The sequence below is a fragment of the Sphingomonas sp. Leaf25 genome (assembly GCF_001421635.1).
GTDB lineage: Bacteria > Pseudomonadota > Alphaproteobacteria > Sphingomonadales > Sphingomonadaceae > Sphingomonas.
Map to the genome: position 1 here is coordinate 290,355 of NZ_LMKU01000033.1, position 26,311 is coordinate 316,665.

Below are 26,311 nucleotides of genomic sequence, written 5' to 3' on the forward strand. Positions count from 1 at the left end.
CCATTCCCAAACACACGGAATTCACAAGCGATGACGATAGACCGTGGCGAGGGCCGCGAACAGGCCCATCCTTTGCGTGACGCCGACGACGACATCCGTCATGGGGATATTGCTATGCTCGATCGCCGTGATACCGCCCCGCTCGCCCGTCCCGATACCGGCGTCGACGCCGCCGCCGACCTGGCGTCCGCGCAACCGACCGCATCGGCCGACCGCGCGCCGCTGCCGTTCGGCGAGTTCGTCACGCTGATCGCCGCGCTGATGGCGCTGACCGCGCTCGGCATCGATTCGATGCTGCCGGCACTACCCGCGATCGGCGAGGCGCTCGGCGTCGCCGAACCGAACAGCCGCCAGTTCGTCGTCACTGCGTTCCTGCTCGGCTTCTCGGTCGCGCAGCTCGCCTATGGTCCGCTCGCTGATCGCTATGGCCGGCGGCCGGTGCTGATCTTCGCGCTGGTCGCCAGTGCGCTGACCAATCTGGTCGCGGCGGTCGCCGGCAGCTTCACCCTGTTGCTGCTCGCGCGCTTTGCCTCGGGTGCGGCGGTGGCGGGCGCGCGGGTGGTGACGGTGGCGCTGGTGCGCGACTGTTATTCGGGTCGGGCGATGGCGCGGGTGATGAGCCTTGCCTTCATCTTCTTCATGGCCGCCCCCGTCCTCGCCCCGTCGTTCGGGCAGGCGGTGCTGGCGTTCGGATCGTGGCGCTGGATCTTCGGCGGGATCACCATCGTCACCGTGGTGATTTTCGCATGGTTCGTCGCGCGCATGCCCGAAACGCTGGCGGTCGGCGACCGTCATTCGCTCGATCTCCGACGCATCGTGCAAGGCTATGGCATCGTCCTGCGCGATCGCTACGCGGTCGGCTATACCGTCGCCGCCGCGTTGCTGTCGGGCGGGCTGTTCGGGTTCGTCGGGTCGATCCAGCAGATCATGGAAGTGACGTTCCGCGCGCCGCAGCTCCTCACCATCGTCTTTGCCTGCGTCGCGGGCACGATGGCGGCGGGGTCGTTCTTCAATTCGCGGATCGTGATGCGGTTCGGCACGCGGCTGATCTCGCATGCCGCGCTTACCGGCCTCGTCGTGGTCGCAGGCGTCCATCTGGCGGTGACGCTGCTTGGCGTCGAATCGCTCGCCAGCTTCATCGTGTTGCAGGCGATCATGATGGCCTGTTTCGGGCTTGCCACCTCCAACTTTTCGGCGATGGCGATGGAGAATATGGGGTCGATCGCCGGCACCGCCTCGTCGTTGCAGGGGTTCGTCTCGATGCTCGTCGGCGCGCTGCTGGGCGCGGCAATCGGCCAGTCGTTCGACGGGACGACCGTGCCGCTCTACGGCGGGTTCCTGATCCTCGGGCTGATTGCGCTCGTCGTCGTCCATCGCACCGAACACGGCCGCCTGTTCCAGCGGGGGTAGGAACCGCAGCCCCGATCGGCGGGTTTGATCCTGTTCAACGACCTTTCAAGGAGTCAGGCGATGGGCGGTCATCAGGTGAACGGACAGGGCACGGGCGACGATGGCTATGACGAGGATGGCTATGACGAAAGCCAGCGCGCCGAAATCCTCGAAGCCACGCGCGACGGCCCCAGCGACGGTACGATCCTGACCGACCTCGAACCCGATCTTGGCATGTCCGATGACGAGGATGAGGACGAGCTGGAGATGGCGGACGACGACCTTGCCGAAGAGGACGACGACGTGACCGTCACCGGCAAGGGCAACCAGACCGAGGACGAGTTGCAGGAAGATTTTGACGAGGACAATCTCGCCGAGGACGGCGACCTCGACGATTCCGATCGCGACGCGATCGAGCCGTGAGAGCGTCGGTCGGAGCCGCCGCCGCGCTGCTGCTGAGCGCATGCGGCGGCGGTGACGACATGGGCGACAACGGTGCGGTTGCGAACAACGTCGCACCGGCCGAGCCGACCCCGGTCGCGGGCGCACCGACGCCGCTGACCCCCTCGACACCGTTGCCGGCGGGCGAGGGCATCCCCGGCGTTTCCGCACCGCTACCGGCCGAAACGCCGGGGCCGGCAGCGTCGCCCAACCCCCCGGTCGCGGTGGAAGCGGGTGCCGATGCGGCGGTTACGGTCCTGCGCGATTATTTCGCCGCACTGTCGGGCAGGCGCTATGCCGAGGCGTACCGACTGTGGAACGGACGCGGCGAGGCAGCGGGCATGAGCGCGCGGGCGTTCGCCGACAGTTTCGCGAACTATGACGAGTATCGCGCGACGATCGGCACCCCCGGCCGCATTGATGCCGGCGCGGGGCAGCGCTACATCGACATTCCGGTGCGCGTGACCGGGCGGTTGCGCGACGGGACGCCGGTGGTCCTCGAAGGGCCGGTGACGCTGCATCGTACCGGCGACATCGATGGCGCGACCGCCGAGCAGCGATCATGGCGGATTTCGGCCAGCGCGCTCAAGCCACGACCGACGGGCGACGCCGCGCGGTGAGCCCGACGCCGCGCTTCTCGTTGTCGATCACCGCCGGGCCGGAAGCGATCGACGAACTGGGCCATGTCAACAACGCGGTCTGGGTCCGCTGGATTCAGGACGTGGCGGTCGCCCACTGGTGCGCGGTCGCCACGCCCGAACAGCAGGCGGCGTATCTGTGGGTCGTGACCCGGCACGAGATCGACTATCGCGGCAACGTGAGCGTAGGCGAGACGGTGCTTGGCGAGACATGGATTCCTGAAGGTCCGCGTGGTGCCCGCTTCGACCGGATGATGCGGTTTACCGGGGCCGACGGGCGGGTGAAGGTCGATGCCAAGACGACATGGGCGCTGATCGACCGGGCCAGCGGCCGCTTGCTGCGGGTGCCGGCCGAGGTGGCGGCGCGGTTCGTCGGGTAGAAGTAGTTGGTTCGCGCAGAGGCGCGGAGGCGCGGAGGTGTTGCGCGCGTGGCAGCGCTCTTTCCTTTCCATACCGTCGAGATGAGAAGGCGGCAGTTGCCGCCGGGCGGCCCCCCTCCGCGCCTCTGCGCCTCCGCGCGAACAAACCCTTCTTCCCGCCATCCGCCCCCCCAAAGAGATTCCGTCCTAGGCGCACGCGCTCGCATCGGCTAATCGCGCACATTCCTATGACTGACACGCCCGATACCGCACGCGACTGGCGCGACACCGTCTTCCTGCCGAAGACCGACTTTCCGATGAAGGCGGGGCTTGCCGCCAAGGAGCCGGCGATTCTCGATCGCTGGGCGAAGATCGGCCTGTACGATCGCCTCCGCGCCGAACGTGCCGGGCGCGAGCGCTTCCTGCTGCACGACGGCCCACCCTACGCCAATGGCGACATCCACATGGGCCATGCGATGAACAAGGTGCTCAAGGACATCGTCGTCCGCACCCAGTCGCTGATGGGCAAGGATGCGCCGTATATCCCCGGCTGGGACTGTCACGGCCTGCCGATCGAATGGAAGATCGAGGAAGCGTATCGCGCCAAGAAGCGCAACAAGGACGAGGTGCCCGCCGCCGAATTCCGCGCCGAATGCCGCGCTTATGCCGCCAAATGGGTCGATGTGCAGAAGGCGCAGTTCCAGCGGCTGGGCGTGATGGGCGACTGGGCCGATCCGTACCTCACCATGAAGTTCGACGCCGAGGCAACGATCGCCGAGGAACTGCTCAAGTTCGCGATGAGCGGGCAACTCTATCGCGGGGCCAAGCCGGTGATGTGGTCGCCGGTCGAAAAGACCGCGCTCGCCGAGGCCGAGGTCGAATATGAGGACGTCGTGTCGACGCAGATCGACGTGGCGTTCGAGATCGTCGACGCGCCCAACGCGCCCGAACTGGTCGGCGCGCATGCGGTGATCTGGACGACGACGCCGTGGACGATCCCGGTGAACCAGGCGTTGGCCTATGGGCCGGAGGTCGAGTACGTTCTGTTCCGTTGCGAAGGTACAGCAGTATCCTCGGTTTTTGGCCCGCTCGATGAGAAGTCTGCGGAAGTCGTTTACGGTCACGGCATCGTTGTCGCCGAAGCGCTACTGCCAATCGTATCGAAGCGTCTTGGGCTACTTGCTCACCCGGAAATACTTTGGCGTGGCAAAGGCTCGCAACTCGCCGGTGCCACCGCCCGCCACCCGATGCACGCGCTCGGCCCCTTCTTCGCGCGTCCGCGCCCGTTCCTGCCCGGCGACTTCGTCACCACCGATGCCGGCACCGGCCTCGTCCATATGGCCCCCGACCACGGCGAGGACGATTTCGAGCTGTGCAAGGCGAACGGCATCGATCCCGTGTTCGCGGTGCAGGGCGACGGCAGCTACCGCGCCGACTGGGCATGGCTCGGCGGACAAGGCAGCGTCATCAACAAGAAGTTTACCGCCAGCGACGGCCCGATCTGTTCGGACCTGCGCGAAGCGGGCGCGCTGCTCGCCGCATCGGATGATTTCGCGCACAGCTATCCGCATAGCTGGCGCTCGAAGGCCAAGGTGATCTTCCGCGCGACGCCGCAATGGTTCATCCCGATGGACCGCAGCGCCAACGTCGACGCGCTGGCGATCGCCGCCGCCGCGATGCCCGCGACCGATCCGTTGCTGGGGCTGACCAACCTCACCCCGCTGCCCATCGGCAACGGCCCGACCCTGCGCGAACTGGCACTCGATGCGATCGAGCGGACGCGGTTCGTGCCGGACAAGGGGCGCAACCGCATCGGCGCGATGGTGTCGGGCCGCCCTGACTGGGTCATCAGCCGCCAGCGCGCATGGGGCGTGCCGATCGCGCTGTACGTGAACCGCGAAACCGGCGACTATCTGCGCGACGAAGCGGTCAACGAGCGCATCCTCGCCGCCTTCCGCGAATCGGGTGCGGACGCATGGTATGCCGCCGATCATCAGGCGTTGCTCGGCCCCGACCATGATCTGGCCGATTATGAGGTCGTCACCGACATCCTCGACGTGTGGTTCGATTCGGGCTGCACCCATGTGTTCACGATCGAGGCGCGCTTCGGCAAGGGCACTCGCGCCGACCTGTATCTCGAAGGGTCGGACCAGCATCGCGGCTGGTTCCAGTCGTCGCTGCTCGAAGGGTGCGGCACGCGGGGGCATGCGCCGTACAAGGCGGTGCTGACTCATGGCTTCGCGCTCGACGGCAACGGCCGCAAGATGTCGAAGAGTCTGGGCAACGTCGTCGATCCGCTGAAGGTGATCGGCGAGTCGGGTGCGGACATCCTGCGCCTGTGGGTCGCGCAGACCGATTATTTCGAGGATGTGCGCATCGGCAAAGAAGTGCTCGCCGGGACCGGCGATGCCTATCGCAAGCTGCGCAACACCTTCCGCTATCTGCTGGGCGCGCTCGACGGCTTCGACGAGGCCGAGCGGGTGGCGGTGGCCGACATGCCGGGGCTGGAACGCTATGTCCTGCACCTGCTCGGCCAGCTCGACACCGAACTGCGGGCGGCGGCCGAGGCGTATGAGTTCAACCGCTATGCCCGCGCGCTGATCGATTTCGCCAACGAGGATATGTCGGCGTTCTTCTTCGATATTCGCAAGGATTCGCTGTATTGCGATGCGGCGGACGATCCCAAGCGGCGCGCCTATCGCACCGTGCTCGACACGCTGTTCCATGCACTGGTGCGTTATGCCGCGCCGATCCTCGCCTTCACTGCCGAGGAAGTATGGCAGGCACGCTTCCCCAGCGAGGATGGGTCGGTCCATCTGCTCGAATGGCCCGAGCTGCCGCATCTGCCCGCCGACCTGCCGCTCGGCACCGAATGGGCCGAGGTGCGTGCGCTGCGCCAGCAGGTGACCGAGGCGATCGAACCGCTGCGCCGCGCCAAGACGGTGCGTTCCAGTCTCGAAGCCGAGGTGGTCGTGCCGGCGTTGCCGCTGCCGGCGGACGAACTGGCCGAACTGTTCATCGTGGCGAAAGTCACGCAGGGCGATGACGATGCGATCGGCGTGGAGCGGACCGGCTATGCCAAGTGCGGGCGGTGCTGGCGGCATCTGCCCGATGTGGTCGAGGACGGCGCGCTGTGCGGTCGCTGCGAAAAGGTGGTGGCATGATCCGCGCGCGCAAGGTCGCCGTCGTGCTGGCGGTCGCCGTGCTGGCGATCGACCAGCTCGTCAAATATCTCGTCACCGGGCCGCTGGGGATCGATTATCCGGGGGCCGAGCGCGAGTTGCTGCCGATCTTTACCCTCCGCTTCGTCCAGAATTTCGGCGTGTCGCTGGGACTGTTGCAGGCCGGCAGCGAGACGGCGCGCTGGGCGCTCGTCGCGATGACCGCCGCGATCGCCACCGGCGTCGCGGTGTGGATGCGGCGCGAAACCGGCCGCGCGGAGCTGACCGCGCTGGGGCTGGTGCTAGGCGGCGCGCTCGGCAACATCATCGATCGGGCGCGGTTCGGCTATGTCGTTGACTATGCCGATCTGCATTTCGGCGGGTTCAGCCCGTTTCTGGTATTCAACATCGCCGATGCGGCGATTACGATCGGCGTCATCATCCTGCTCGCCCGGGCATTGTTTGCCAAGGATGCGAAGCGCGACGTTCCTGTGGAGAAGGCCAATGCGTAACCTTATCGTCGTCAGCAGCCTCGGCCTGCTCCTTGCCGCCTGTCAGGGCGGTGGCCTCAACCGGGCGCGTCCCGACGAGTTCGCCGTCGCGCGGCAGGCGCCGCTGGTGATCCCGCCCGATTATTCGCTGGTGCCGCCGCAGCCGGGCGCACCGCGTCCGCAGGACACGTCGGCATCGACCCAGGCGATGCAGACGCTGTTCGGCGGCCCTGCCCCGCGCAGCGCGACCGAGCGGCTGACGCTGGAGCAGGCGGGCAATGCCCAGGCCGATGCCGGCATCCGCTCGGGCGTCGCCGATCCGGGCACCAACGTCGTCGACAAGGGCGCGACGACCCGCGACATCGTCGCCGCACCGCAGGGCGATGGTCAGGCCGCGCGGACGACCACGCCCTAATCAGCCGGAACTGCCGAGCGCCTCGGTCGGATCGACTCGCACCCAGTCGAAATCGACCGAGCCGCCCGTTGCCTGCGCATCGCGGGTGAAGGTGAACAGCCCCGGCCGGCTGCCCCGCCACCACGAGAAACGCGCGAGCGGGATCGCGCCGCCCAGCGCGGTGAAGCGGCGGCCATCGATGCTGTAGGCATAGCGCACCTGCTGATCGGAGCCGACCGCCGCGCGCAGCAGCAACGGCCGGGCGGGCACCACCACGCCGGGTGTCTCGACGCCCTCGATCGCCAGCGTGATCCGCGTCAGGCCGCCGTCCTTCACCAGCCCGATCCAGCTCGGCCGCACCCCGAACAGCGTCAGCCCGGCGCGCTGCCCGTCGCGCATCGCATGGGGGTCGATCCGCACCGTCGTCCGCATCGCCGGGCCGGTCAGCATCTGCGTCAACGTGCCCCGCGCACCGACCAGATGTTCGGCATGGCCCGCCGTCAGTCGCAGCCAGCCGGGACGCTGCGTCAGGCTCCAACGGCGATCGTCGGGATTGTGGTTCCATTGCCATTGCAACCCCAGCCGGGGCGTATCGAACCCGTCGCCGGTCTGCGGTGTCCAGCGCGGTTGCCCGGCAACCGGCAGGCGGTGGCCCGCGACCGGCTGACCCGAGGTCTTGCCCGCTATCGGATCGCCGACTACCGGCCAGCCGTCCGCCCCCCACGCCACCGGTTGCAGATGGGTGATCCGCCCGAACGCGCCGGTGCTGTTGAAATGGACGAACCAGCCCTTTCCATCGGGCGTCTCGACCCAGCCACCCTGATGCGGCCCCTGCACGTTCGTGCTGCCGGGTTCGAGGACGACGCGGTGGTCGTACGGCCCCTCGATCGATCGCGAACGCAGCACCACCTGCGATCCCGTCTCGACCCCGCCGATCGGTGCCCAGATATGATACCAGCCGTCGCGCTTGTAGAGCTTCGGCCCCTCCAGCACCGGCAGCGCCGCCTTGTCCTCGACGATCACCTTGCCCGCGTCGAGCACCCCCGTCCCGTCAGGGCGCATGCGGTGGAGGATCAGCGGCCCCGCCCCGACGCGCGAATGGACCAGCCATGCGCTGCCGTCGTCGTCCCAGAAGGGGCAGGGGTCCTCCAGCCCCTTTTGCGCGATGACGTGGACCGGCGCGCTCCACGGCCCGGCGGGGTTCGTGGCGCTGGCCATGAATACGCCCTCGTCGGGGGTCGCCCAATAGACGTAGAAGCGCCCGGCATGATGGCGGATCGACGGTGCCCAGACCCCGCCGGCATAGCGCGTGCCGCCGACCGGCTTGGAAATCCGGTCGGTCAGGGTGTGCGGCCCCGGCATGTCATATTCGGGCGCGAAGGGCAGGCGCGGCAGGACATGGCCGAGGATTCGCCAATGCACCAGATCGCGCGAGTGGAGCACCGGGATGCCGGGCGACAGATGGAAGCTGGACGACACCAGATAATAGTCGCGACCGACGCGGATGACGTCGGGGTCGGAATAGTCGGCGAACAGCACCGGATTGGCATAGTCGCCCCTCGGTGCCGCCCCGCCCAATGCTATCCATGCGAGCGCCACGCCCGCCATCGCCCCGTATCGCATCGACCATCCTCTCTTGTGCCAGCGGTAGCAATAGGACATTCGGAGCGAAAATACACCGGGAGAGGTGCCATGCGATTCATTCGATCCGCCGCATTGGCGGCAATTCTGCTGGCGACCGGCGCGGCGGCTGCGCCACCGATCGATCGTGCCGCGCTGGTGGCGCGTCATGCGGTGCGGCTGACCGCGATCGATCCATGGGCGTCGGTGATGCTGGGCAATGGCTCGCTTGGCTTCACCGCCGATGTCACGGGGCTTCAGACCTATCCGCAAGCCTATGCCAAGCCGGTGCCGTTGCTGACGATGGCGCAATGGGCATGGCACCGCGCGCCCAATCCCAAGGGCTATCGCCCGGCGGACGGGATGGTCGGCGTACCGGTGCCGGGGCGCGGCGTGCAGCCCTATGCCTATATCGCCGACTTCGCCGAGGTCGCGAAACGGCCGGCGCTCGGCTGGCTGCGCGAGAACCCGCACCGCTTCGCGCTTGGGCGGCTGTCGCTCCGTATCACCACCCGCGACGGCCGGCAGGCGCCGGTCAGCGCGCTGACCGCGATCGACCAGCGGCTCGATCTGTGGACGGGGACGCTTACCAGCCGGTTCCGGTTCGACGGCGCGGTGGTGCGCGTCGAGACGCGGGTCGATCCGGCGCGCGACATCGTCGCGGTGCGGGTCCGTTCGCCGCTGGTCGCCAGCGGGCGGATCGCGCTAGACACGCGCTATCCCGGCGTCGGCGCCAGCCTGAACCCTGATCCGCAGGACTGGGAGCATGACGAGGCCCACCGGACCGAGGTGATCGAACAGGCACCCGGCATGGTCCGGCTGCGGCGGACGATCGATGCCACCCGCTATCAGGCAAGCCTGCAAGTCGCCGGCGGCACCGTCACCCGGATCGGACCGCATGGCTTTCGCGCGGCGGCACCGGGGCAGGGTGAACTGATCGCGCAGGCGGGGTTCGAGGCGCAGGAGCGACCGCTGCCCCGGCTCGACGCCACCGCGACCGCGCGGGCGGTCGCCGACCACTGGCGGCGCTATTGGCAGGCCGGCGGGGTGATCGACTTTTCGGGCAGCACCGACCCGCGTGCCGGCGAACTCGAACGGCGTGTCGTGCTGTCGCAGTATCTTTCCGCGATCAATTCGGCGGGCACGCTGCTCCCGCAGGAGGACGGGCTGTTCAGCAATAGCTGGAACGGTAAATTCCATCTGGAGATGCACGCCTGGCACTCGGCGCATTTCGCCGCATGGGGCCGCCCGGCGCTGCTGGAGCGCAGCATGGGCTGGTATCTCGCTCATCTGCCCCAGGCCGAGGCACGGGCGCGGACCCACGGTGTCGAGGGGGCGTGGTGGCCGAAGATGACCGGCCCCGACGGCGAGGAAAGCCCGAGCCCGATCAACCCGTTCATCATGTGGCAGCAGCCGCATCCGATCTATCTGGCGGAGATGCTCTATCGCGCCGGGGGCGGGCGGGCGGCGCTGGATCGCTATGGTGCGCTGGTCGATCGCACCGCCGCGCTGTTAGCAAGCTGGCCGCGCCGGGTTGGCGACCGGCTGGTGCTGGGGCCGCCGATCGTGCCGGTGCAGGAGAATCACCCGCCGCTCACCACCACCGATCCGACGTTCGAGATCGCCTATTTCCGCTGGGGACTGGAAACCGCGCAGGCGTGGCGGGTGCGGCGGGGCCTTGGCCGGCGGGCGGACTGGGACCGGGCGATCGCCGCGCTGCCGCCGTTGCCGCAGGCGGACGGGCGCTACCTGCCGGTCGCGACCGCGCCGGGCTTCTGGCGCACGGCGGCGAGTGCGCCGTGCAGCGGCCATGCGATGGGGCCGGACTGCCTCAACCGCGACCACCCCTCGTTCCTGATGGCGCATGGGCTGATCGGCGGCGGCGGGGTCGACCAGCAAGTGATGCGCGCGACGCTCGCGGGGGTGCGCGACCATTGGGACCTGCGCCAGACATGGGGCTGGGACTATCCGATGATCGCGATGACTGCCGCGCGGCTGGGCGACCGGGCGGGGGCGGTCGGCTGGCTGTTCAGTCCGCAGGCGAACAACCGGTGGGGGCCGACCGGGCTGACCCCGCGCGTCGAACTGGCGCCGGGGGAGCAGGGACCGGACGGCATGGGCACGAAACGGGTGGCGGCGTTGTATGTCCCGTCGAACGGATCGCTGCTGCTGGCGGTGGGGATGATGGCGGCGGGCTGGGACGGATCGGTCGGGCCGACGCCGGGCTTCCCGAAGCAAGGCTGGCGGGTGCGGGTGGCGGGAGTGCGGCCGCTGCCGTAACGCGGGTCGACTCCAGACGAAACGTCCGATTTCTCCCCTCCCTGGAAGGGAGGGGGCGGGGGTGGGTCGGCCGGTTGTGGAAAACGTACCTTCCTTCACGGACCTACCCACCCCCAGCCCCTTCCTTCTCAGGGAGGGGAGCAAGAGTTCTGGCGTTCCGGCTGAGTGTCGATCGGTCCTAAAGCATCGCCGCGAGGTCGACCGGCACGCCCTGCCGGCGCAGTTCGATCGTCACCTGCGGCATGTCGCCGGTGCCGGCCCGGCCGATCGGGGTGCCGGCGACCACCCGCCCGCCGACCGGGCCGACGCTGGCCGACAGGCCGGTGACGAGCGTGGTCCACCCATTGCCATGGTCGAGGATCACGATCCGGCCATAGCCGCGAAACCGCCCACTATACGCGATCTTGCCGGGCGCGGGGGCAACGACGTCCGACCCGGGGGCGACCGTAAAGGTGAGGCCCCGCGCGCGCACCCCGCTGTCGCTCACCTCGCCGAACCCCGTCGCCAGCCGGCCGCCATCGCCGAGCGGCAGGCGATAGGCATAGGCGAAGGCGGGCGGCATGTCGTCCGCGCCGGGGCGGGGCAGCGGGCCGGACAGCGCGCGGAGCCCGGCCTCGGTATCGCGCGCATTGTCGAGCGACTGCAACTGGTCGACGATGTCGCGTGCCTGTTCGCCGAGCGCGATCGCCCGGTCCGATTCGACCATCGCCCCGCGCGCGAGTTGCCGCGACCGCGCCCGCTGCGCCGCTTCGGCCTGCACCAGCGCCAGTCGCTGCGCCTCCAGTGCGCGGTTGCTCTGCGCCAATGCGGCAAGCGCGATCCCGGCCTGATCGCGTAAGCGTGCCGCCTGCGCGACATCGGCGCGCAGCGTGGCGGTGCGTTGCCGCATCACTGGCACGACGGTGCCGAGGACGGCACGGACATGGACCAGATCGTCGGTCGACCCCGGCTGGGCGAGTGCCATCCACGCCGGACGGCTGGCAAGCGATTGCAGCGCGCCGACCAGCCGCGCGATCGGTCCGCGCCGCTCGCCCAGCGCCGACTGGCGACGGGCGAGCAATTCGCCGATCAGCGCGACCCGCGCCTGTGCCGCCTGTCGATCCGCCTCGGCCGCCGCGATCCGCGCGCCGATCGCCGCCTGCGCCGCGCGGGTGCGCTGCGCGGCGGTGCGGGCGGAGGCGGCGGCGGTTTCCAATGCCCTGGCGCGAGTCGCGGCGGCACCGGCCGCGCTCCGGGCGGTGCGCAGCCGTGCCTGCCCCGCCGCGACGGGATCATCCTGCGCCCATGCCGCAGCCCCGCCCAGCGTCGCGAGCAGCGCCGCAAGGGCGATCCGGCGTCTCATCCCTCGCGGTGATAGGGGTGGCCGGCGAGGATGCTCGTCGCGCGCCACAATTGTTCGGCGAGCATCGCCCGCGCCATCAGATGCGGCCACGTCGCCCGCCCGAAGGCGAGCAGCAGGTCGGCCTGCCCCCGCGCCGCATCGTCGAACCCGTCGGCGGCACCCAGCAGGAACCGCGTTTCGCGCACGCCATCGTCACGCCAGCGGCCGAGCTGGGTCGCGAACGCCATCGACGGCAGGTCGCGGCCTTTCTCGTCGAGCAGGACGATTCGCGCCGCCCACTCGACCGGCGGCATCTTGCCGCCGGTGTCGGGCAGTTCGGTGATCTTCACCGGCCAGTTCACCCGCTTGAGATAGCGGTCGATCAGTTCGGCTTCGGGACTGCGCCCGATCCGCCCGCGCGCGACGATATGCAGCAGCACGGGCGGGCGGGGGTCAGGCGTGCGCGGTCGGGTTGAGCGTGTCGCCGAACGCCCACATCCGTTCCAGATTGTAGAAGGTGCGCACTTCGGGACGGAACAGGTGGACGATCACGTCGCCGGTGTCGATCAGCACCCAGTCGGCGGTCGGCAGGCCTTCGATGCGTGACGGACGGCCGAATTCGGCCTTCACCCGCTCGGCCAGCTTCTGCGCCATCGACGCGACCTGCCGGCTCGACCGGCCGCTGGCGATGACCATGTAATCGGCGATGCTCGACTTGCCGGCGAGCGGGATCGACACCGTTTCCACCGCCTGATCGTCGTCAAGGCTGGCCAGCACCATGCGGTGCAGCGCCTCGGTTTCGTTCATGCCGGCGTCGGTCGTGTCAGGGGAGGTGGGCAAGGGGATTGTCGCTTTCAGATGCCTGTGCGCCGGACGTTGCGGGCACCATCGCCCACGCGGTGCCAGGCGGGATCGGCGGCGCGAATCGCGGTCGCCGAAGTCGGATCGGGGCGGAAGCGCAAACGGACCAGTGCCGGCAAACTCCACATCGTCCATCGTCTCGCCTGGCCTGCGGGCCGCGCATGGCGCCGCAACCAGCCCATCGCAGGACTAGCGAGGGCCTGCCCCTCATAGCCCGGACGCGCGATTACCGCAATCGCCACCGTCCGGGCAATCCTGCGCCAGTCGCGCCAGCGGTGGAACTGCGCCAGATTGTCGGCGCCCATCAGCCAGACGAAGTCGTGTTGCGGGTACAGCCGCACCATTTTGCGCAACGTATCGGCGGTATAGCGCGTGCCGAGCCGCGTCTCGATCGCCATCGGCCGGATCGGGGCGTGCCGCGCGATCCGCTGTGCCGAGCGCAGCCGGGCGGCGAGCGGGGCCATGCCCTCCACCGGTTTCAGCGGATTGCCGGGCGACACCAGCCACCAAACCTCGTCTAGTTCAAGCGCATGCTTGGCGGCGAGCGAGATGCCGCGGTGCCCGCGATGCGCCGGATTGAACGATCCGCCGAGCAGGCCGATGCGGCTCATGGCCGGATCTGGCCGGTCCCGCGCACCACCCATTTATACGTCGTCAGCCCTTCCAAGGCGACCGGCCCGCGCGCGTGCAGCCGCCCGGTGGCGATGCCGATCTCGGCCCCCAGCCCGAATTCGCCGCCATCGGCGAACTGGGTCGATGCGTTCCACATCACGATCGCCGAATCGACCCGGGCGATAAAACGTTCGGCGGTCGCGGCATCGCCGGTGATGATCGCGTCGGTGTGGTGCGAGCCGTGCGCCGCGATATGCGCGATCGCCGCGTCCACGTCGTCGACGAGCTTCACCGACAGGATCGCATCGAGATATTCGGTGTCCCAGTCGTCGTCGTTCGCTTCGAGAATATCGGGATGGAGCGCGCGGATGTCGGCATCGCCGCGCAGTTCGCACCCGGCGTCGAGCAGCCCGGTCAGGATCGGCAGCGGATCGGCGAACGCCCGGTCGATCAGCAGCGTCTCGGTCGATCCGCACACCCCGGTACGGCGCAGCTTCGCATTGACGACGATGTCGCGCGCCATCACCGGATCGGCGGCGCGATCGACATAGCTGTGGTTCAGCCCGTCGAGGTGCGCCAGCACGGGAACGCGCGCCTCCGCCTGCACCCGCGCGACGAGGTTCTTGCCGCCGCGCGGCACGATCAGGTCGATCAACCCTTCGGCGCGCAGCATTTCGCCGACCGCCGCCCGGTCGGTCGTCTGCACCAGTTGCACCGCTCCTTCGGGCAGGCCGCCGGCGGTCAGACCGCGTTCGATCGCGGCATGAATCGCGCGGTTGCTGCGGATCGCCTCGCTCCCGCCGCGCAGGATCGCGGCATTGCCGGCCATCACCGCCAGCACGGCGGCATCCGCCGTGACGTTCGGCCGGCTTTCGTAGATGATGCCGATCACGCCGATCGGCACGCGCACCCGGGTGAGCACGAGGCCGTTGGGCCGTTCGCTGCGATCGATCACCGCGCCGACCGGATCGGGTAACCCTGCCACCGCTTCCACGCCGGCAGCCATCGCCTCCAGCCGCGCGGGGTCGAGCCGCAGGCGATCGAGCATCGCGCCCGACAAGCCGTTCGCCTCAGCTGCAGCAACGTCCTGTGCGTTGGCGGCGAGGATCGCGTCGCGGTCGTCACGGATCGCGGTGGCGGCGTGGTGGAGCGCGGCGGCCTTGGTGGCGGTCGGCAATGTGGCGAGGGTCTGTGCGGCGTGACGGGCGAGATGGCCCATGTCGGAGGTCAAGGGCTGGATCGGCATCGTCAGGTGCAGCTCTCGTTTTCAAAAGGTTGGCGTTATTTTTCAGTGTAAATGTTTGCCTGCGGAGCCATCTGTCAAGAAAACCCAAGGGCAAAAGATAATAACCGTATTACTGTAATAATACAGTAATAAGCAAATATTTCTGGTTTATAGCAAGTGTTGCGAACCGGTAACAGTATGAACAAAATGTAATGAGCCCTCTTCACATCAGCACGTATGCGCGATCTGATGCGGCCGACAGCTCCGAGAGTTTTCGGGAGTTGGAATACAGGGCAAGGGTTGTTAGCCCGAAAAAGGGGGTTTCATGAAGTTTACCGTTTTGGCGCGGTCGACCGCGCTGGCTTCATCGCTGATGCTTTTCGCAGGTACCGCCATGGCGCAACAGGGTGCCGACAGCGCAGCGGCCCCGGGTGCGGGCACCTCGCTCACTACGCAGCAGGACGAGACGCGCACTAATGCGGACGGCGAACCTGCTACCGATGGGGTGATCGTTGTCACCGGTTCGCGCCTGTCGCGTCCGAACGACGTATCGGCCGCCCCGATCACGACGGTTTCGGCCGCCGAGCTGACGCAGACCGCCCGGATTTCGATCGGTGACGTTTTGAACGATCTGCCGCAGTTGCAGAGCACGTTCAGCCAGTCGAACTCGACCCGCTTCCTGGGAACCTCGGGCCTGAACCTGCTCGATCTTCGTGGTCTGGGCACGACGCGTACGCTGGTGCTGGTCAACGGGCGTCGTCACGTCGCGTCGAACATCCTGGGTGGTGCCACAGCGGTCGACATCAACACGATTCCGACCGACCTGCTTGAAGGCGTCGACATCCTGACCGGTGGTGTGTCTGCCGTCTATGGCTCCGACGCATTGGCCGGCGTCGTCAACTTCCGTCTGAAGACCGACTATGACGGCCTCCAGGTTCGCGGACAGGGCAGCATTTCAGACGAAGGGGATGCCGGATCCTATTTCGCCAGCATCACTGGCGGCAAGAATTTCGCGGATGGTCGCGGCAACGTAGCACTCAGCCTCGAATATGCTCGCTCGGAAGATTTCTTCGCGTCGGATCGTCGGCAGTACCGTCAGGTCGACGGGTTCATCACCACCGGCATCGACGCCGCGGGACTTGGCCTGAATGGCCTGCCCAACTTTAACGGCGTCCCCGATGCGATATTCATGCGCGATATTCGTGTCGGAACGTTTTCGGATGGCGGTCTCGTGTCGATCGCCGGTGCCGGACTCGGCGCGACCTCGCCCGCATCATGCGGTCGCGATCCGCTTGGACGCGCCTATACGTGCAACTATCTGTTCCAGCCGGGTGGTGGCCTTTCCCAGCAGACCGGGACGCGCGTTGGCATCGCTAACGGCAGTGCCGCACAGGCCAGCGCCGCACCGGGCGGCAGCTTCCTGGGCGGCAACGGCAATACCCGTCGCGAAGGCACGCTGTTGCAGCTCCTGCCGCAGCTCAACCGCTACTCGGCGAACCTCATCGGCCACTTCGATGTGTCCACAGCGTTCGTACCGTATATCGAAGCCAAATATGTTCGCGTCGAAAGCATCGGCTTGGGCGGTTCCGGCCCGGCGTTCTTCGTTGGCAGCACGCTTGGCGATATTTACGAGCGACCGCAGCTCAGCAATCCATTCCTTAGTGCCGAATCGCGGGCACAGCTTTCGGCGCAACTGCTGAACTCCGTAAACAACGGCATCAACCCCAACGGTTCCGCCGTTGCTTTGACGGCCGCGCAGCAGGCGACATTGCGTACGCAGATCGCGAACGGATCGTATCGCTTCATCCTGCGCAAGAACCTGACCGATCTGGGTTCGCGTCGTGAAGATGCGTTGCGTGAAACCTTCCGTGTGGTGGGCGGCGCCCGCGGCGATCTGGGTAGTGGTTTCAGCTATGACTTCGCGGTGAACTACGGCGAGTTCAAGGAAAAGACCAAGGTACTCGGCAACGTCGATGTCCAGCGCCTGAACCTCGCGCTGGATGCGGTCCGCGACCCTTCGACCGGTCGTATCGTCTGCGGATCGCAACTGGACCGTTCGCGTGCGAACGCAGGGTCGACCCCTGGGATCGACTTCAACGGCGACGCAGCGAACCTGACGGCGGATATCACGAACTGCCAGCCGCTCAATCCGTTCGGCGTCGGTTCGGCATCGCAGGAAGCGATCAACTATATCCTGCGGAACACGACTTCTGCGGGCAAGATCTCCCAGTTCAACGTCGTCGGCTCGATCGCGGGCGATACGTCCAGCTTCTTCACGCTGCCGGGCGGTGCGATCCAGTTCTCGCTGGGCGGCGAATATCGCCGGGAAACGAACTACTTCCGTGCGGACCCGGCGGTGGAAGCCGGCTATACCTTCTACAACGCGCTTGCGACGTTCGACCCGCCGGCATTCGAAGTGAAGGAAGCGTTCGGCGAGGTCTCGATCCCGATCGTCAAGGACCTGCCGCTGTTGCGGGAACTGACGGTATCCGGTGCTGCCCGTGTATCCGACTATCGCGGGACGGCCGGTCGCGTTTGGGCCTATAATGGCAGTGTCGAATGGGCACCGATCGAGGATCTTCGCCTGCGTGCCAATTATGGCCGCGCCGTTCGTGCGCCGAACCTCGACGAGCAGTTCTCGGCTGCGGGGCAGAACTTTGCGAGCGTGAGCGATCCCTGCTCGTTGGATAATATTGGTACAGGTACGCAGTTCCGCGAGGCCAACTGTCGTGCGGCGGGCATCCCGGCATCGTATAACTATCGCTACACCCAGACGCTTGAAATCCGCACCGGCGGCAATCCCAACCTGCTCGTCGAAACTTCCGACTCGTGGACGTATGGCGGTGTATATCGTCCGAGCTACGTTCCCGGCCTGTCGCTCTCGGTCGACTATTACAACATCAAGGTCGACGACGTTATCAGCGCGGTGTCGGCGCAGGGCATCATCAACAACTGCTACGACACGCCATCGATCGAGAACAACCAGTTCTGCACGCTCTTCCAGCGCGTTGCTGCAGGCGGAACCGGCCCTAACGGCGAAGAGGCGTTCCGTATCGTCGAAGGCAGCCTGTTGCAGTCGTCGTTGAACTTCGCGCGACTGGAAACCCGCGGTATTGATGCCAATCTGTCGTACACTCGTCGGGTCGGCGATGTCCGCTTGTCGGGCCAAGTAATCTACACCCATGTTTTCTCGAACAACAGCTTTCTAAACCCGTTGCAGCCTGACTTTGCCAACACGATTGTTGGTGAACTCGGTCTGCCGAAGGATCAGGTAAATGTGAACCTTGGCGCAAACTTCGGGTCGATCAGCTTCGACACGCAGTTCCGCTACCTTGGCAAGCAGTCGGTCGGCGTGATCGAAAACACTCGGAGCTTCCAGGGCCGTCCGCCGCAGAACGCCGACGATTTCGACATCCAGTACTATCCCGATGTCCTCTACATCGGTGCGCGGCTGGGTATCAACGTGAGCGACACGTCGAACTTCTACATCGGCGTCGACAACCTGACCGATCGCCTTCCACCGCTGGCCGCGACCGGTACTGGCGCGGGAAGCGGGATTTTCGACAACATTGGTCGTCGTCTCTATGCCGGCGTCACGGCACGCTTCTGATCCGACAGGAGGTTATTCTGATGGGGCCGGTGCAATGCACCGGCCCTTTTTTGTCGGTGTGATCGGGGGAGGGTGCCGATAGAAAAAGGGGTCACCAGCGTTGCCGGCGACCCCCCATCCGTAGCCATGTCTGACGTCTTACCGCTCGACGCACATGGCGATGCCCATGCCGCCACCGATGCACAGCGTCGCGAGTCCCTTCTTCGCGTCACGGCGCTTCATTTCGTAGATCAGCGTGGTCAGCACGCGCGCGCCCGACGCGCCGATCGGATGGCCGATCGCGATCGCGCCGCCGTTTACGTTCACCTTGTCCGATGTCCAGCCCATGTCCTTGCCGACGGCCAGCGCCTGCGCGGCGAACGCCTCGTTGGCTTCGACGAGGTCGAGGTCGTCGACGCTCCAGCCGGCCTTTTCCAGCGCGCGGCGCGATGCCGGCACCGGGCCGATGCCCATGACCGAAGGATCGACGCCGGCGGTCGCCCAGCTCCTGATCGTGACCAGCGGTTCGAGGCCGCGCTTGGCGGCTTCGTCGGCCGACATCACGACGAGTGCCGCGGCACCGTCGTTCAGGCCCGATGCGTTGGCGGCCGTGACCGATCCGTCCTTCTTGAACGCCGGGCGCAGGCCCGACACGCCGTCGACGGTCGCGCCGGCGCGGATATATTCGTCCTGGTCGACCACGGTGTCGCCCTTGCGACCCTTGATCGTGACCGGGGCGATCTCCTCGACGAAGCGGCCTTCGCTGCGGGCGGCCTCGGCGCGGTTCTGCGAGCGGACGGCGAATTCATCCTGCTCGGCGCGCGTCACCTGATATTGCTCCGCCAGATTTTCGGCGGTGATGCCCATGTGATAGCCGTTGAAGACGTCGGTCAGGCCGTCCTTTATCATCGTGTCGACCATCGGTGCGTCGCCCATCTTGGTCGGGCTGCGCAGTTGCACCGCATGGGCGGCGAGCGACATGCTTTCCTGTCCGCCAGCGACGACGATCGTCGCATCGCCGGTCTGGATCGCCTGTGCCGCCAGCGCGACCGCGCGCAGGCCCGATCCGCAGACCTGGTTGATGCCCCATGCCGGCACTTCCTTCGGCACGCCCGCCGCCATCGACGCCTGACGCGCCGGGTTCTGGCCGTGACCGGCGGTCAGCACCTGGCCCAGAATCACTTCCGACACATCCTCCGGCGCGATGCCGGCCTGGGTCAGCGCGGCACCGATCGCCTGCCGGCCAAGCTCATGTGCGGGAACGGCGGCGAACGCGCCGAGGAAGCTGCCCACGGGGGTGCGCTTGGCGGCGACGATGACGACATCGGACATTCGAAAATCCTTCTCCAACGGGTTTTGGGGCTATTTAGTATGCGAACCCTCGCTTAGCCAGCGCGCAAGCGGCTCCCATAGCAACGGGCGACCCCGCCGGCCGACGATCATGCCGACATGCCCCGCCGCGACGATCCGCCGGTCGGGCAGGCCGATCGCGCTGGCGGCGGGCACGATGCGGTCGTTCTCGGCGACGAATTCGACCAGCGGCACGTCGGGGCGGGGGGAAACGGTCCGCCCGGCGATGCGCCAGCGGCCGGTGCCGGGCAGGTCGGCGTCGAACAAGTCGTCGAACATCTCGCGTCCCGCCGCATAGGGCAGCGGCGCGCCCGCATTGGCCCAGTCCTCCAGCGCGACGAACGCCCGCGCCGCGTCGCTGTCGGGGGCCAGCTCGGCGAACCGCGCGAACTTGTCGACGGTGCGCGCCGGATCGAGCTGCCAGAAGGCGCTCTGCAACACCTCGATGGGCACGAGGCCGAGGTGCGCCGCCGTCGGCTCCGCCATGGTCCACAGGTCGGCGATGGCGGCGCGGGCGGGATCGCCGAAGCCGCCGAAATGCCATGGCGTCGCGACCAGCGCGATCCCGGCCACGGCGGCGAACGCCGCGACGCCGAGCGCCAGCGTGCCGCCGAGGCAATAGCCGACCAGCAGCGGCGGCGCCTCCAGCGTGGCGCACAGTCGCGCCGCCGCCTGAACATGCGCGCCGAGGTCCATCGCCCGGTCGTCAGGGGCGGGCGTCCCCCAGTCGATCAGGAGAACGCGCAATCTCCGGCCGCTCAGCCAGCGCAGCAGCGAATTGTCGGGCGCGAGGTCGAGCACGAACGGCGGATTGATGAGCGAGGGGATAACGACGACGTCCGGTCCGTGCCCGCCATAGTCGCGCAGCGTCACCCGCCCGTCGCTGGCGATCGCTGCCGGCGGGGCGGGGCGGGGGGTGCGGGCCGCGTCCTGATAGGCGCGAAGGCCGGCCAGCGCACGGGCGCGACGATCGGGTTCGTTCGCGGTTTCGCTGCGCAGCATCGACAGAAACAGCGGCAGCGGTCGTGGGCTGTGTTGCGGCGCGGTATCAAGAGGTGTACCCATCTGAAAACTCTTTCGCGCAAGGACTTCGCATGAAGAAGCCAGTGGCCGACGGCAGCCCCGTCATCATCAAGAAATACGCCAACCGCCGGCTCTACAACACCGAGACGTCGTCCTACATCACGCTCGAACACCTGGCGCAGATGACCCGCGAGCATCGCGACTTCAAGGTCGTCGACGCCAAGACCGACGACGACATCACCCACAATGTCCTGACCCAGATCATCATGGAAGAGGAAAGCCGCGGCCAGACGCTGTTGCCGGTCAGCTTCCTGCGTCAGCTCATCACCCTGTACGGCGATTCGATGCAGGCGATGGTGCCGGGCTATCTGGAAGCATCGATGGACAGCTTCCGTCGCAACCAAGAGCAGTTCAAGACCGCCGTCGAGGGGGCGTTCGCCCATTCGCCGTTCGCCGAGATCGCCAAGCGCAATCTGGCGATGTTCGAGGCGGCGGCGCATGCGTTCAAGCCCGGCGCTCCGGGCACCGAAACGGCGGCCCCGGCGACGGCACCGGCCCCTGCTGCGTCCAAGACCGACGAGATGGCGGCGCTGCGGGCCGAACTGTCGCGGTTGCAGGACAAGATGGACAAGCTGGGCTGATCGCCGGACCGGGGGCACGCAGGGGCGCGTCGAGCGTGACCGCCCGTCGCGCGCCCCTGCGCCTTTACGTGAACCGGCTCGTTACTTCGGCTTGACGAACTTCAGCGTCATCCGGTCGCTCTCGCCGATCGCAGCATATTTCGCGCGGTCGACGTCCTTCAGCCGATAGGTCGGCGGCAGCGTCCAGACGCCGGCGGACCAGTCGGCGCTATCCTTCGGATTCGCATTCACCTGCGACCGTCCGGCAAGGCGGAACCCCGCCTTCGTCGCGAAGGCGATGACCGAGCTTTCCTTCATATAACCCGACTTTTCCTCCGCGCCTGCGTCGCGCTGCTCGGGCAGGCGATGCTCGACGATGCCGAGCGTGCCGCCGGGCTTGAGCATCGCGAACATCGCGTTGAACGCCGCCTGCGCCTTGTCCGCGCCGCCGAAGCGCCAGTTGTGGACGTTGCGGAACGTCAGCACCTTGTCGGCGGTGCCGGCGGGGACCACCGGCTGGCCGGCGGCAGCGGGGAAGGCAGCGAGGCGGATCTTTGCGAACGCCGGGTCGCGCGCCTTGATCGCGTCGATCGCCTCTGCCCCGCGCGGCAAGGGCGCGGCGGCATAATAGGTGCCGCGTTCCGCCAGCATGGGGGCAAGGATTTCGGTGTACCAGCCGCCGCCCGGCCAGATCTCGACCACGGTATCGGTCGGCTTCACCCCGAAGAAGGCGAGCGTCTCGGCCGGATGGCGATAGCGGTCGCGCGCGACATTGGCCGGGGTGCGCTTGGTCGAGGCGACCGCCGCTTTCACCGGCTGCGAGGGTGCCTGCGCCAGCAGCGGCGAAACGACGAGGGCAGCGGCACAAAGCACTGGCACGGCAAGGGCGGTTCGACGCATGGGGGGTACTCCAGTCGGGAGGGGCATGTGGACGGTCGGCAATGGCTATGGAGCATCGCGGCGGCCAGCGCGACCGTCTTCGCGGTCGCCGTGCTCGCCGAACATCGCCGCAGCAAGCGCCACGATCCCGACCGCGTCGGCTGGATGCCGTGGACGATGGTGCAACTGGTGGCGATCCTGGTGACGGTGTTCGGGGTCGCGCTGGCGCTGACCATGCGATAGCTTCACATGACGCGCGCGGATGATGGGGGATCATCGCATGGACGGCTTCAATTTCATGTTCTCGCTGTTCGGGCTGCTGCTCGGGCTGGCGCTTGCCGAGGGACTGGGCGGTCTGTCGCGCGCGATCAAGGCGAGCCACAAGGTACGGATCGGCTATTCGACTGCGCTGCTGGGAATCTTCGTGTCGTGCGACGTCGTGACGTTCTGGATGTATGGCTGGACACTGCGCAACGTGCTGCCGGTCAACTGGCCGGTGCTGTTCGGCGGTTTCGTCGTCACCGGCGTCTATTATGTCGCGACCGCGCTGATCTTTCCCGATGAGCCCGAAGCGTGGGACGATCTCGACACGCATTTCGACAAGCACGGGCGCAAGGTGCTGTTTGGGGTGATGCTCTGCAACGTCGCGCTGCTCGCCGCGACCATCGCGCTGTTCGGGGCGCTGCCGCTGACGTGGCGCACCGCGATCGTCACCTGGTCGTTCTTTCCGGTCAGTCTGGCGGCGATCCTGTTCTGGCGGCGGCGGCCGGTGGTGCTCGCCTGCCTGTGCTGGCTGATCGCGCTCTATCCGTTGTCGCTGGTCTGGTAGCTCAATAGAAATTGGCCAGCGTCAGCTTGCGCTCGGCCCCGTCACAGATCGTGAGGGCGACGACGCGGCCGGGTTTGTCGGTTCCCCATTTGACGTCGACCCCGCCTTCGGGGGTCAGCGCGACCGGTTTGCCGTCCACCGCGCAGATCAGCTCGTCGGCCTTCCACCCCGCCTTTGCCGCAGGACCGCCGGCCATGACGTGCAGCACGCGCAGCCGCGCGCGGTCGTAGCCCAGCAGCAACCCGCTGGTCGATCGCGGCGGCGGCGGCGGGGGGGCGCCGACGGCGGCCAGCAGCATCTGTCCCGCCTTCGGATCGAGCAGCACGCGGTAGCGCTGGAGCAGCCCGGTGCCGATCCGCCCGGCGACGCCGACCTGTCTGGTGAAGCCACCATCGCCCTCGATCCGTACCTCGATCGGTCCGGTCTTCAACCCGCCGAGCGTCACCGCGTCGGTGACGGCAAGGCCGGCGTCGACCACCCCGCCCGCACCGAACGCGATCGTGCTGGTCACGCCCTTCACCACCGGCTTCGCCGCGCGCCACTGGGCCTGCGCCACGCTCATCGATCCGCCGTCGCCGGTGTCGAGCAGCATCGGCCGGATGCGGCGGCCATTCAGCGTCACCTGGGTGAGATACAGGCCACTGGTGCCCTGGATCGACAGCGGCACGCTGGCGCCGGTGAACGGCTTGCGACCGCTCGGCAGCAGGCGGAAGCGGCGGCCCTTGAAATCGATGTCGAGCGCATGGGTGGCGATCAGGTCGGTGCCGACCAGCATGTCGACATTGCCGGTCGCCCCGGCGAGCAGGCGCGGCAGGTCGATCACCGCCACCCGCCCGCTGCCCCGGGTCAGCGCGCCAAAGGCGACGCCGGTGGTCGACGCCCATTCGACCGACACCGATCCGCCGAGCGCCACGCCCTGCGCCGGCCCCTTGGCGTCCATCGCCAGTTTGGCGCGCTTGGCGAAGTCGCCGCTGACCGCCGAATGGTTGAGCCCGGTATCGAGCAGCGCCACCGCCGGCACGCCGTTCACGCTCGCCTCGAAGCGCAGGTGGTTGGCGGTGGTGAGGGTGAAGGGCACCCAGCGCGCCTCCGCATCGGCGGCGAGGCGGGACTGGGCATGGGCGGGGGCGGCGGCAAGCAGCAGCAGCGCAAGGGCAAGGCGGGCGATCACACCCGGCAATGTAGGACGGACGAACGGCCGCCGCTACAGGCACGCCTCCAGCAGCGCATGGTCGAAGCCGAACTGCTTGGCCTTGTCGAGCGTATAGGGGCGCAGGCCCATCGAGCGATATTCGCCGAGAATCTTGCCGTCGGCGCTCTCGTCGAGATATTCGAACTTGAACAGTTCCTGCGTCACGATCACCGGGCCTTCCATCCCGATCACCTCGGTGATGTTGGTTACGCGGCGGCTGCCGTCGCGCAGGCGCTTCACCTGGATGATGAGGTCGACCGAATCGGCGATCTGGCGGCTGATCGCCTCCTTGGGCACCTTGATGTCCGACATCATCACCATGTTCTCCATCCGCGCGAGGCATTCGCGCGGGGAGTTGGAGTGGAGCGTCGCCATCGATCCGTCGTGGCCGGTGTTCATTGCCGCCAGCAGATCGAAACACTCGCTGCCACGGATTTCGCCGAGGATGATCCGGTCCGGCCGCATGCGCAGCGCGTTCTTCACCAGATCGCGAATGGTGATCTCGCCCTGCCCCTCAAGGTTCGCCGGCCGGGTTTCGAGCGGCAGCCAGTGCGGCTGTTGCAGCCGCAGTTCGGCGGCGTCCTCGATCGTCAGCACGCGCTCGCCGGGGTCGATCATCTTCGACAGGGCATTGAGCATGGTGGTCTTGCCCGAGCCGGTGCCGCCGGAAATAACGATGTTGAAACGGCAGGCGCCCGCGATCTTGAGCGCGGTCGCCATCTGCGTACTCATCGATCCGAAGCCCGCCATCATGTCGATCGTGATCGGCTTGGCGGAGAATTTGCGGATCGAGATCGCCGTGCCCTTGAGGCTCAGCGGCGGCACGATGACGTTGACGCGGCTGCCGTCCTTCAGCCGGGCGTCGGCCAGCGGCGTGGTCTGGTCGACGCGGCGGCCGACCGAATTGCAGATGCGCTGCGCGATCTGGAACAGATGCTCCTCGTCGCGGAAATTGATGTTGGCGAGTTCGAGCTTGCCCTTGCGTTCGACGAAGGTCTGTTCGGGGCCGTTGACCATGATGTCGCTGATCGCCGGATCGGCGAGTAGTTCTTCCAGCGGCCCCAGTCCCAGCAGTTCGTCGACCAGCACCTTTTCCAGCGCGAACTGTTCGCGCCGGTTGAGCGTCAGTTTCAGTTCGGCCAGCACCTCGCCGACGATCGGGCGGAATTCCTCGGCCAACTCGTCCTTGCCGAGTGTCGAGGCGGCTTCGGGATCGACGCGTTCGAGCAGGCGGGGCAGCACCTGTTCCTTGATGCGGTGGATCGAGGTTTCGAACCCCTCGACCCGGCTGGTGCTCGCCTCGCCCGACAAGGCCTGCCGGTCGGCGAGGCGCTGCATCGCGTCGCCCTGCGGCATCGCGCCGGCGCTTTCGCCGGGCATCGGATCGGCCGACCCACCGGGCAGCGGCACCGGCGGAAACTGGCCGCCATTGTCGAGGTCGCTTGGCCGGGCCGGGCCGGGGCCGTGCATCGGCCGGGCGACACCGAACGATGGCCGCCCGCCGCCTGAGCCTCCGCCTACTCCGTTCCGTCGCCCGAATGCGTTCACGCTGGCCTACCCCATCGATTCTCACCACGAGGGTACGACCCAAGGATTTACGTTTGCCTAACCACTGTTCCTGCGTTTTCACGCAAACGCCGCGCCGGTCCGGGTGGACCGACGCGGCGTCCTGCGTCCGCTAAGGCCGATCGGCCCTGAGGGAAAGGCCGGGTCAGCCGGCCTGTTCGGCCAGCACCGTCAGCCCCTTGGGCGTAACTTCGGCGAAGCCGCCGCGCACCGCGATGCGTTCGGCATCGCCCTTTTCGGTGCGCTGGACCAGCAGGTCGCCGTCACGGATCGTCGACATGAACGGCGCATGGCCTTCCAGCACGCCGAAGTCGCCCTCGGTGCCGGGAACAGTGACCATGTAGACCGATTCCGACCGCACCAGCTTTTCGGGGGTCACGAGTTCAAAGTGGAGCATTTCTAACACCTTACCCCCTCTCCCCTTCAGGGGAGAGGGCCGGGGAGAGGGGCTGTCCGGAGAGGTGTCGCCAT

General features: G+C 67.4%; 24 protein-coding genes. 12 read left to right on the plus strand and 12 right to left on the minus strand.

The window, feature by feature from the left end:
• Positions 1-30: 30 nt before the first annotated feature.
• From ASE78_RS16325 to ASE78_RS16355, 7 genes are all read left to right on the plus strand, one after another.
• Positions 31-1,410: a multidrug effflux MFS transporter gene (locus tag ASE78_RS16325; RefSeq protein WP_235515115.1), complete on the plus strand. Its 1,380-nt coding sequence runs from the start codon at positions 31-33 to the stop codon at positions 1,408-1,410.
• Positions 1,411-1,470: 60 nt separating this feature from the next.
• On the plus strand, positions 1,471-1,812 hold the full coding sequence (locus ASE78_RS16330; RefSeq protein ID WP_056498548.1) for a hypothetical protein: 342 nt from the start codon (positions 1,471-1,473) through the stop codon (positions 1,810-1,812).
• Positions 1,809-2,450: a hypothetical protein gene (locus ASE78_RS16335; RefSeq protein ID WP_056498550.1), complete on the plus strand. Its 642-nt coding sequence runs from the start codon at positions 1,809-1,811 to the stop codon at positions 2,448-2,450. The genes ASE78_RS16330 and ASE78_RS16335 overlap by 4 nt, the downstream gene beginning before the upstream one ends.
• Positions 2,447-2,848: an acyl-CoA thioesterase gene (locus ASE78_RS16340; RefSeq protein WP_056499237.1), complete on the plus strand. Its 402-nt coding sequence runs from the start codon at positions 2,447-2,449 to the stop codon at positions 2,846-2,848. Before ASE78_RS16335 ends, ASE78_RS16340 begins: the two co-directional genes overlap by 4 nt.
• A gap of 227 nt (positions 2,849-3,075) precedes the next feature.
• The gene (gene ileS, locus ASE78_RS16345; protein ID WP_056498552.1) at positions 3,076-5,991 is read left to right on the plus strand and encodes an isoleucine--tRNA ligase; all 2,916 of its coding nucleotides are present in this window, start codon (positions 3,076-3,078) and stop codon (positions 5,989-5,991) included.
• Complete coding sequence (gene lspA, locus ASE78_RS16350) at positions 5,988-6,500, plus strand: signal peptidase II (RefSeq protein WP_200909712.1); 513 nt, start codon at positions 5,988-5,990, stop codon at positions 6,498-6,500. Before ileS ends, lspA begins: the two co-directional genes overlap by 4 nt.
• Positions 6,493-6,894: a DUF3035 domain-containing protein gene (locus tag ASE78_RS16355; protein ID WP_055757637.1), complete on the plus strand. Its 402-nt coding sequence runs from the start codon at positions 6,493-6,495 to the stop codon at positions 6,892-6,894. Before lspA ends, ASE78_RS16355 begins: the two co-directional genes overlap by 8 nt.
• On the opposite strand, the gene ASE78_RS16360 is transcribed toward ASE78_RS16355, so the two are convergent.
• Positions 6,895-8,496, minus strand: coding sequence for a glycoside hydrolase 43 family protein (locus ASE78_RS16360; protein WP_235515116.1), 1,602 nt, complete (start codon positions 8,494-8,496; stop codon positions 6,895-6,897).
• A 69-nt stretch (positions 8,497-8,565) separates the two neighbouring features.
• On the opposite strand from ASE78_RS16360, the gene ASE78_RS16365 reads away from it, so the two are divergent.
• Complete coding sequence (locus tag ASE78_RS16365; RefSeq protein ID WP_056498553.1) at positions 8,566-10,773, plus strand: hypothetical protein; 2,208 nt, start codon at positions 8,566-8,568, stop codon at positions 10,771-10,773.
• Positions 10,774-10,951: 178 nt separating this feature from the next.
• Here the strand turns inward: ASE78_RS16365 and ASE78_RS16370 are convergent, their stop codons facing one another.
• Genes ASE78_RS16370 through ASE78_RS16390 form a run of 5 tightly spaced genes read right to left on the minus strand, consistent with a single transcriptional unit; the run spans position 10,952 to position 14,813 of the window.
• A complete protein-coding gene (locus ASE78_RS16370) occupies positions 10,952-12,115 on the minus strand; it encodes a murein hydrolase activator EnvC family protein (protein WP_082467285.1) in 1,164 nt (387 codons plus the stop codon).
• A complete protein-coding gene (locus ASE78_RS16375; RefSeq protein ID WP_056498555.1) occupies positions 12,112-12,534 on the minus strand; it encodes a 23S rRNA (pseudouridine(1915)-N(3))-methyltransferase RlmH in 423 nt (140 codons plus the stop codon). The genes ASE78_RS16370 and ASE78_RS16375 overlap by 4 nt, the downstream gene beginning before the upstream one ends.
• A 13-nt stretch (positions 12,535-12,547) precedes the next feature.
• Entirely contained in the window at positions 12,548-12,901 is a 354-nt protein-coding gene (gene rsfS, locus ASE78_RS16380; RefSeq protein WP_055757643.1) for a ribosome silencing factor, read from the minus strand.
• Between the two features lie 47 nt (positions 12,902-12,948).
• Positions 12,949-13,566 (minus strand): nicotinate-nucleotide adenylyltransferase, encoded by a 618-nt coding sequence (locus tag ASE78_RS16385; protein WP_055757645.1) that lies wholly within the window; start codon positions 13,564-13,566, stop codon positions 12,949-12,951.
• The gene (locus ASE78_RS16390) at positions 13,563-14,813 is read right to left on the minus strand and encodes a glutamate-5-semialdehyde dehydrogenase (protein WP_056498558.1); all 1,251 of its coding nucleotides are present in this window, start codon (positions 14,811-14,813) and stop codon (positions 13,563-13,565) included. Before ASE78_RS16390 ends, ASE78_RS16385 begins: the two co-directional genes overlap by 4 nt.
• Before the next feature lie 304 nt (positions 14,814-15,117).
• Between ASE78_RS16390 and ASE78_RS16395 the strand changes: the two genes are divergently transcribed.
• On the plus strand, positions 15,118-18,402 hold the full coding sequence (locus tag ASE78_RS16395; RefSeq protein ID WP_056498559.1) for a TonB-dependent receptor domain-containing protein: 3,285 nt from the start codon (positions 15,118-15,120) through the stop codon (positions 18,400-18,402).
• Between the two features lie 138 nt (positions 18,403-18,540).
• On the opposite strand, the gene ASE78_RS16400 is transcribed toward ASE78_RS16395, so the two are convergent.
• The gene (locus ASE78_RS16400; RefSeq protein ID WP_055757651.1) at positions 18,541-19,713 is read right to left on the minus strand and encodes an acetyl-CoA C-acetyltransferase; all 1,173 of its coding nucleotides are present in this window, start codon (positions 19,711-19,713) and stop codon (positions 18,541-18,543) included.
• A 30-nt stretch (positions 19,714-19,743) separates the two neighbouring features.
• Positions 19,744-20,796, minus strand: coding sequence for an alpha/beta fold hydrolase (locus ASE78_RS16405; protein ID WP_235515117.1), 1,053 nt, complete (start codon positions 20,794-20,796; stop codon positions 19,744-19,746).
• Between the two features lie 29 nt (positions 20,797-20,825).
• Here ASE78_RS16405 and phaR point away from each other — a divergent pair, with 29 nt between their 5' ends.
• Positions 20,826-21,395, plus strand: a complete 570-nt coding sequence (phaR, locus tag ASE78_RS16410; protein ID WP_056498564.1) for a polyhydroxyalkanoate synthesis repressor PhaR — start codon at positions 20,826-20,828, stop codon at positions 21,393-21,395.
• Between the two features lie 81 nt (positions 21,396-21,476).
• On the opposite strand, the gene ASE78_RS16415 is transcribed toward phaR, so the two are convergent.
• Positions 21,477-22,274 (minus strand): class I SAM-dependent methyltransferase, encoded by a 798-nt coding sequence (locus ASE78_RS16415; protein WP_056498565.1) that lies wholly within the window; start codon positions 22,272-22,274, stop codon positions 21,477-21,479.
• A gap of 27 nt (positions 22,275-22,301) precedes the next feature.
• Here ASE78_RS16415 and ASE78_RS16420 point away from each other — a divergent pair, with 27 nt between their 5' ends.
• Together ASE78_RS16420 and ASE78_RS16425 are read left to right on the plus strand one after the other, a co-directional pair.
• Complete coding sequence (locus ASE78_RS16420) at positions 22,302-22,496, plus strand: hypothetical protein (RefSeq protein ID WP_056498567.1); 195 nt, start codon at positions 22,302-22,304, stop codon at positions 22,494-22,496.
• Positions 22,497-22,533: 37 nt separating this feature from the next.
• Positions 22,534-23,082, plus strand: coding sequence for a hypothetical protein (locus tag ASE78_RS16425; RefSeq protein ID WP_056499245.1), 549 nt, complete (start codon positions 22,534-22,536; stop codon positions 23,080-23,082).
• Position 23,083: 1 nt separating this feature from the next.
• Here the strand turns inward: ASE78_RS16425 and ASE78_RS16430 are convergent, their stop codons facing one another.
• From ASE78_RS16430 to ASE78_RS16440, 3 genes are all read right to left on the minus strand, one after another.
• Entirely contained in the window at positions 23,084-24,253 is a 1,170-nt protein-coding gene (locus tag ASE78_RS16430) for an aspartyl protease family protein (RefSeq protein ID WP_056498569.1), read from the minus strand.
• A gap of 33 nt (positions 24,254-24,286) precedes the next feature.
• Positions 24,287-25,822 (minus strand): CpaF family protein, encoded by a 1,536-nt coding sequence (locus ASE78_RS16435; protein ID WP_200911075.1) that lies wholly within the window; start codon positions 25,820-25,822, stop codon positions 24,287-24,289.
• Positions 25,823-25,985: 163 nt separating this feature from the next.
• Positions 25,986-26,237: an ATP synthase F1 subunit epsilon gene (locus ASE78_RS16440; RefSeq protein WP_055757661.1), complete on the minus strand. Its 252-nt coding sequence runs from the start codon at positions 26,235-26,237 to the stop codon at positions 25,986-25,988.
• Positions 26,238-26,311 lie beyond the last annotated feature (74 nt).

Bases quoted from the DNA above. Each gene is read 5' to 3' on its own strand.
- ASE78_RS16355 (WP_055757637.1), top strand. From the start codon at position 6,493: ATGCGTAACCTTATCGTCGTCAGCAGCCTCGGCCTGCTCCTTGCCGCC.
- lspA (WP_200909712.1), top strand. From the start codon at position 5,988: ATGATCCGCGCGCGCAAGGTCGCCGTCGTGCTGGCGGTCGCCGTGCTG.
- phaR (WP_056498564.1), top strand. From the start codon at position 20,826: ATGAAGAAGCCAGTGGCCGACGGCAGCCCCGTCATCATCAAGAAATAC.
- ileS (WP_056498552.1), top strand. From the start codon at position 3,076: ATGACTGACACGCCCGATACCGCACGCGACTGGCGCGACACCGTCTTC.
- ASE78_RS16365 (WP_056498553.1), top strand. From the start codon at position 8,566: ATGCGATTCATTCGATCCGCCGCATTGGCGGCAATTCTGCTGGCGACC.
- rsfS (WP_055757643.1), bottom strand. From the start codon at position 12,901: ATGAACGAAACCGAGGCGCTGCACCGCATGGTGCTGGCCAGCCTTGAC.
- ASE78_RS16370 (WP_082467285.1), bottom strand. From the start codon at position 12,115: ATGAGACGCCGGATCGCCCTTGCGGCGCTGCTCGCGACGCTGGGCGGG.
- ASE78_RS16415 (WP_056498565.1), bottom strand. From the start codon at position 22,274: ATGCGTCGAACCGCCCTTGCCGTGCCAGTGCTTTGTGCCGCTGCCCTC.
- ASE78_RS16385 (WP_055757645.1), bottom strand. From the start codon at position 13,566: ATGAGCCGCATCGGCCTGCTCGGCGGATCGTTCAATCCGGCGCATCGC.
- ASE78_RS16325 (WP_235515115.1), top strand. From the start codon at position 31: ATGACGATAGACCGTGGCGAGGGCCGCGAACAGGCCCATCCTTTGCGT.
- ASE78_RS16405 (WP_235515117.1), bottom strand. From the start codon at position 20,796: ATGGGTACACCTCTTGATACCGCGCCGCAACACAGCCCACGACCGCTG.
- ASE78_RS16390 (WP_056498558.1), bottom strand. From the start codon at position 14,813: ATGCCGATCCAGCCCTTGACCTCCGACATGGGCCATCTCGCCCGTCAC.
- ASE78_RS16395 (WP_056498559.1), top strand. From the start codon at position 15,118: ATGAAGTTTACCGTTTTGGCGCGGTCGACCGCGCTGGCTTCATCGCTG.
- ASE78_RS16425 (WP_056499245.1), top strand. From the start codon at position 22,534: ATGGACGGCTTCAATTTCATGTTCTCGCTGTTCGGGCTGCTGCTCGGG.
- ASE78_RS16330 (WP_056498548.1), top strand. From the start codon at position 1,471: ATGGGCGGTCATCAGGTGAACGGACAGGGCACGGGCGACGATGGCTAT.
- ASE78_RS16440 (WP_055757661.1), bottom strand. From the start codon at position 26,237: ATGCTCCACTTTGAACTCGTGACCCCCGAAAAGCTGGTGCGGTCGGAA.
- ASE78_RS16360 (WP_235515116.1), bottom strand. From the start codon at position 8,496: ATGCGATACGGGGCGATGGCGGGCGTGGCGCTCGCATGGATAGCATTG.
- ASE78_RS16400 (WP_055757651.1), bottom strand. From the start codon at position 19,713: ATGTCCGATGTCGTCATCGTCGCCGCCAAGCGCACCCCCGTGGGCAGC.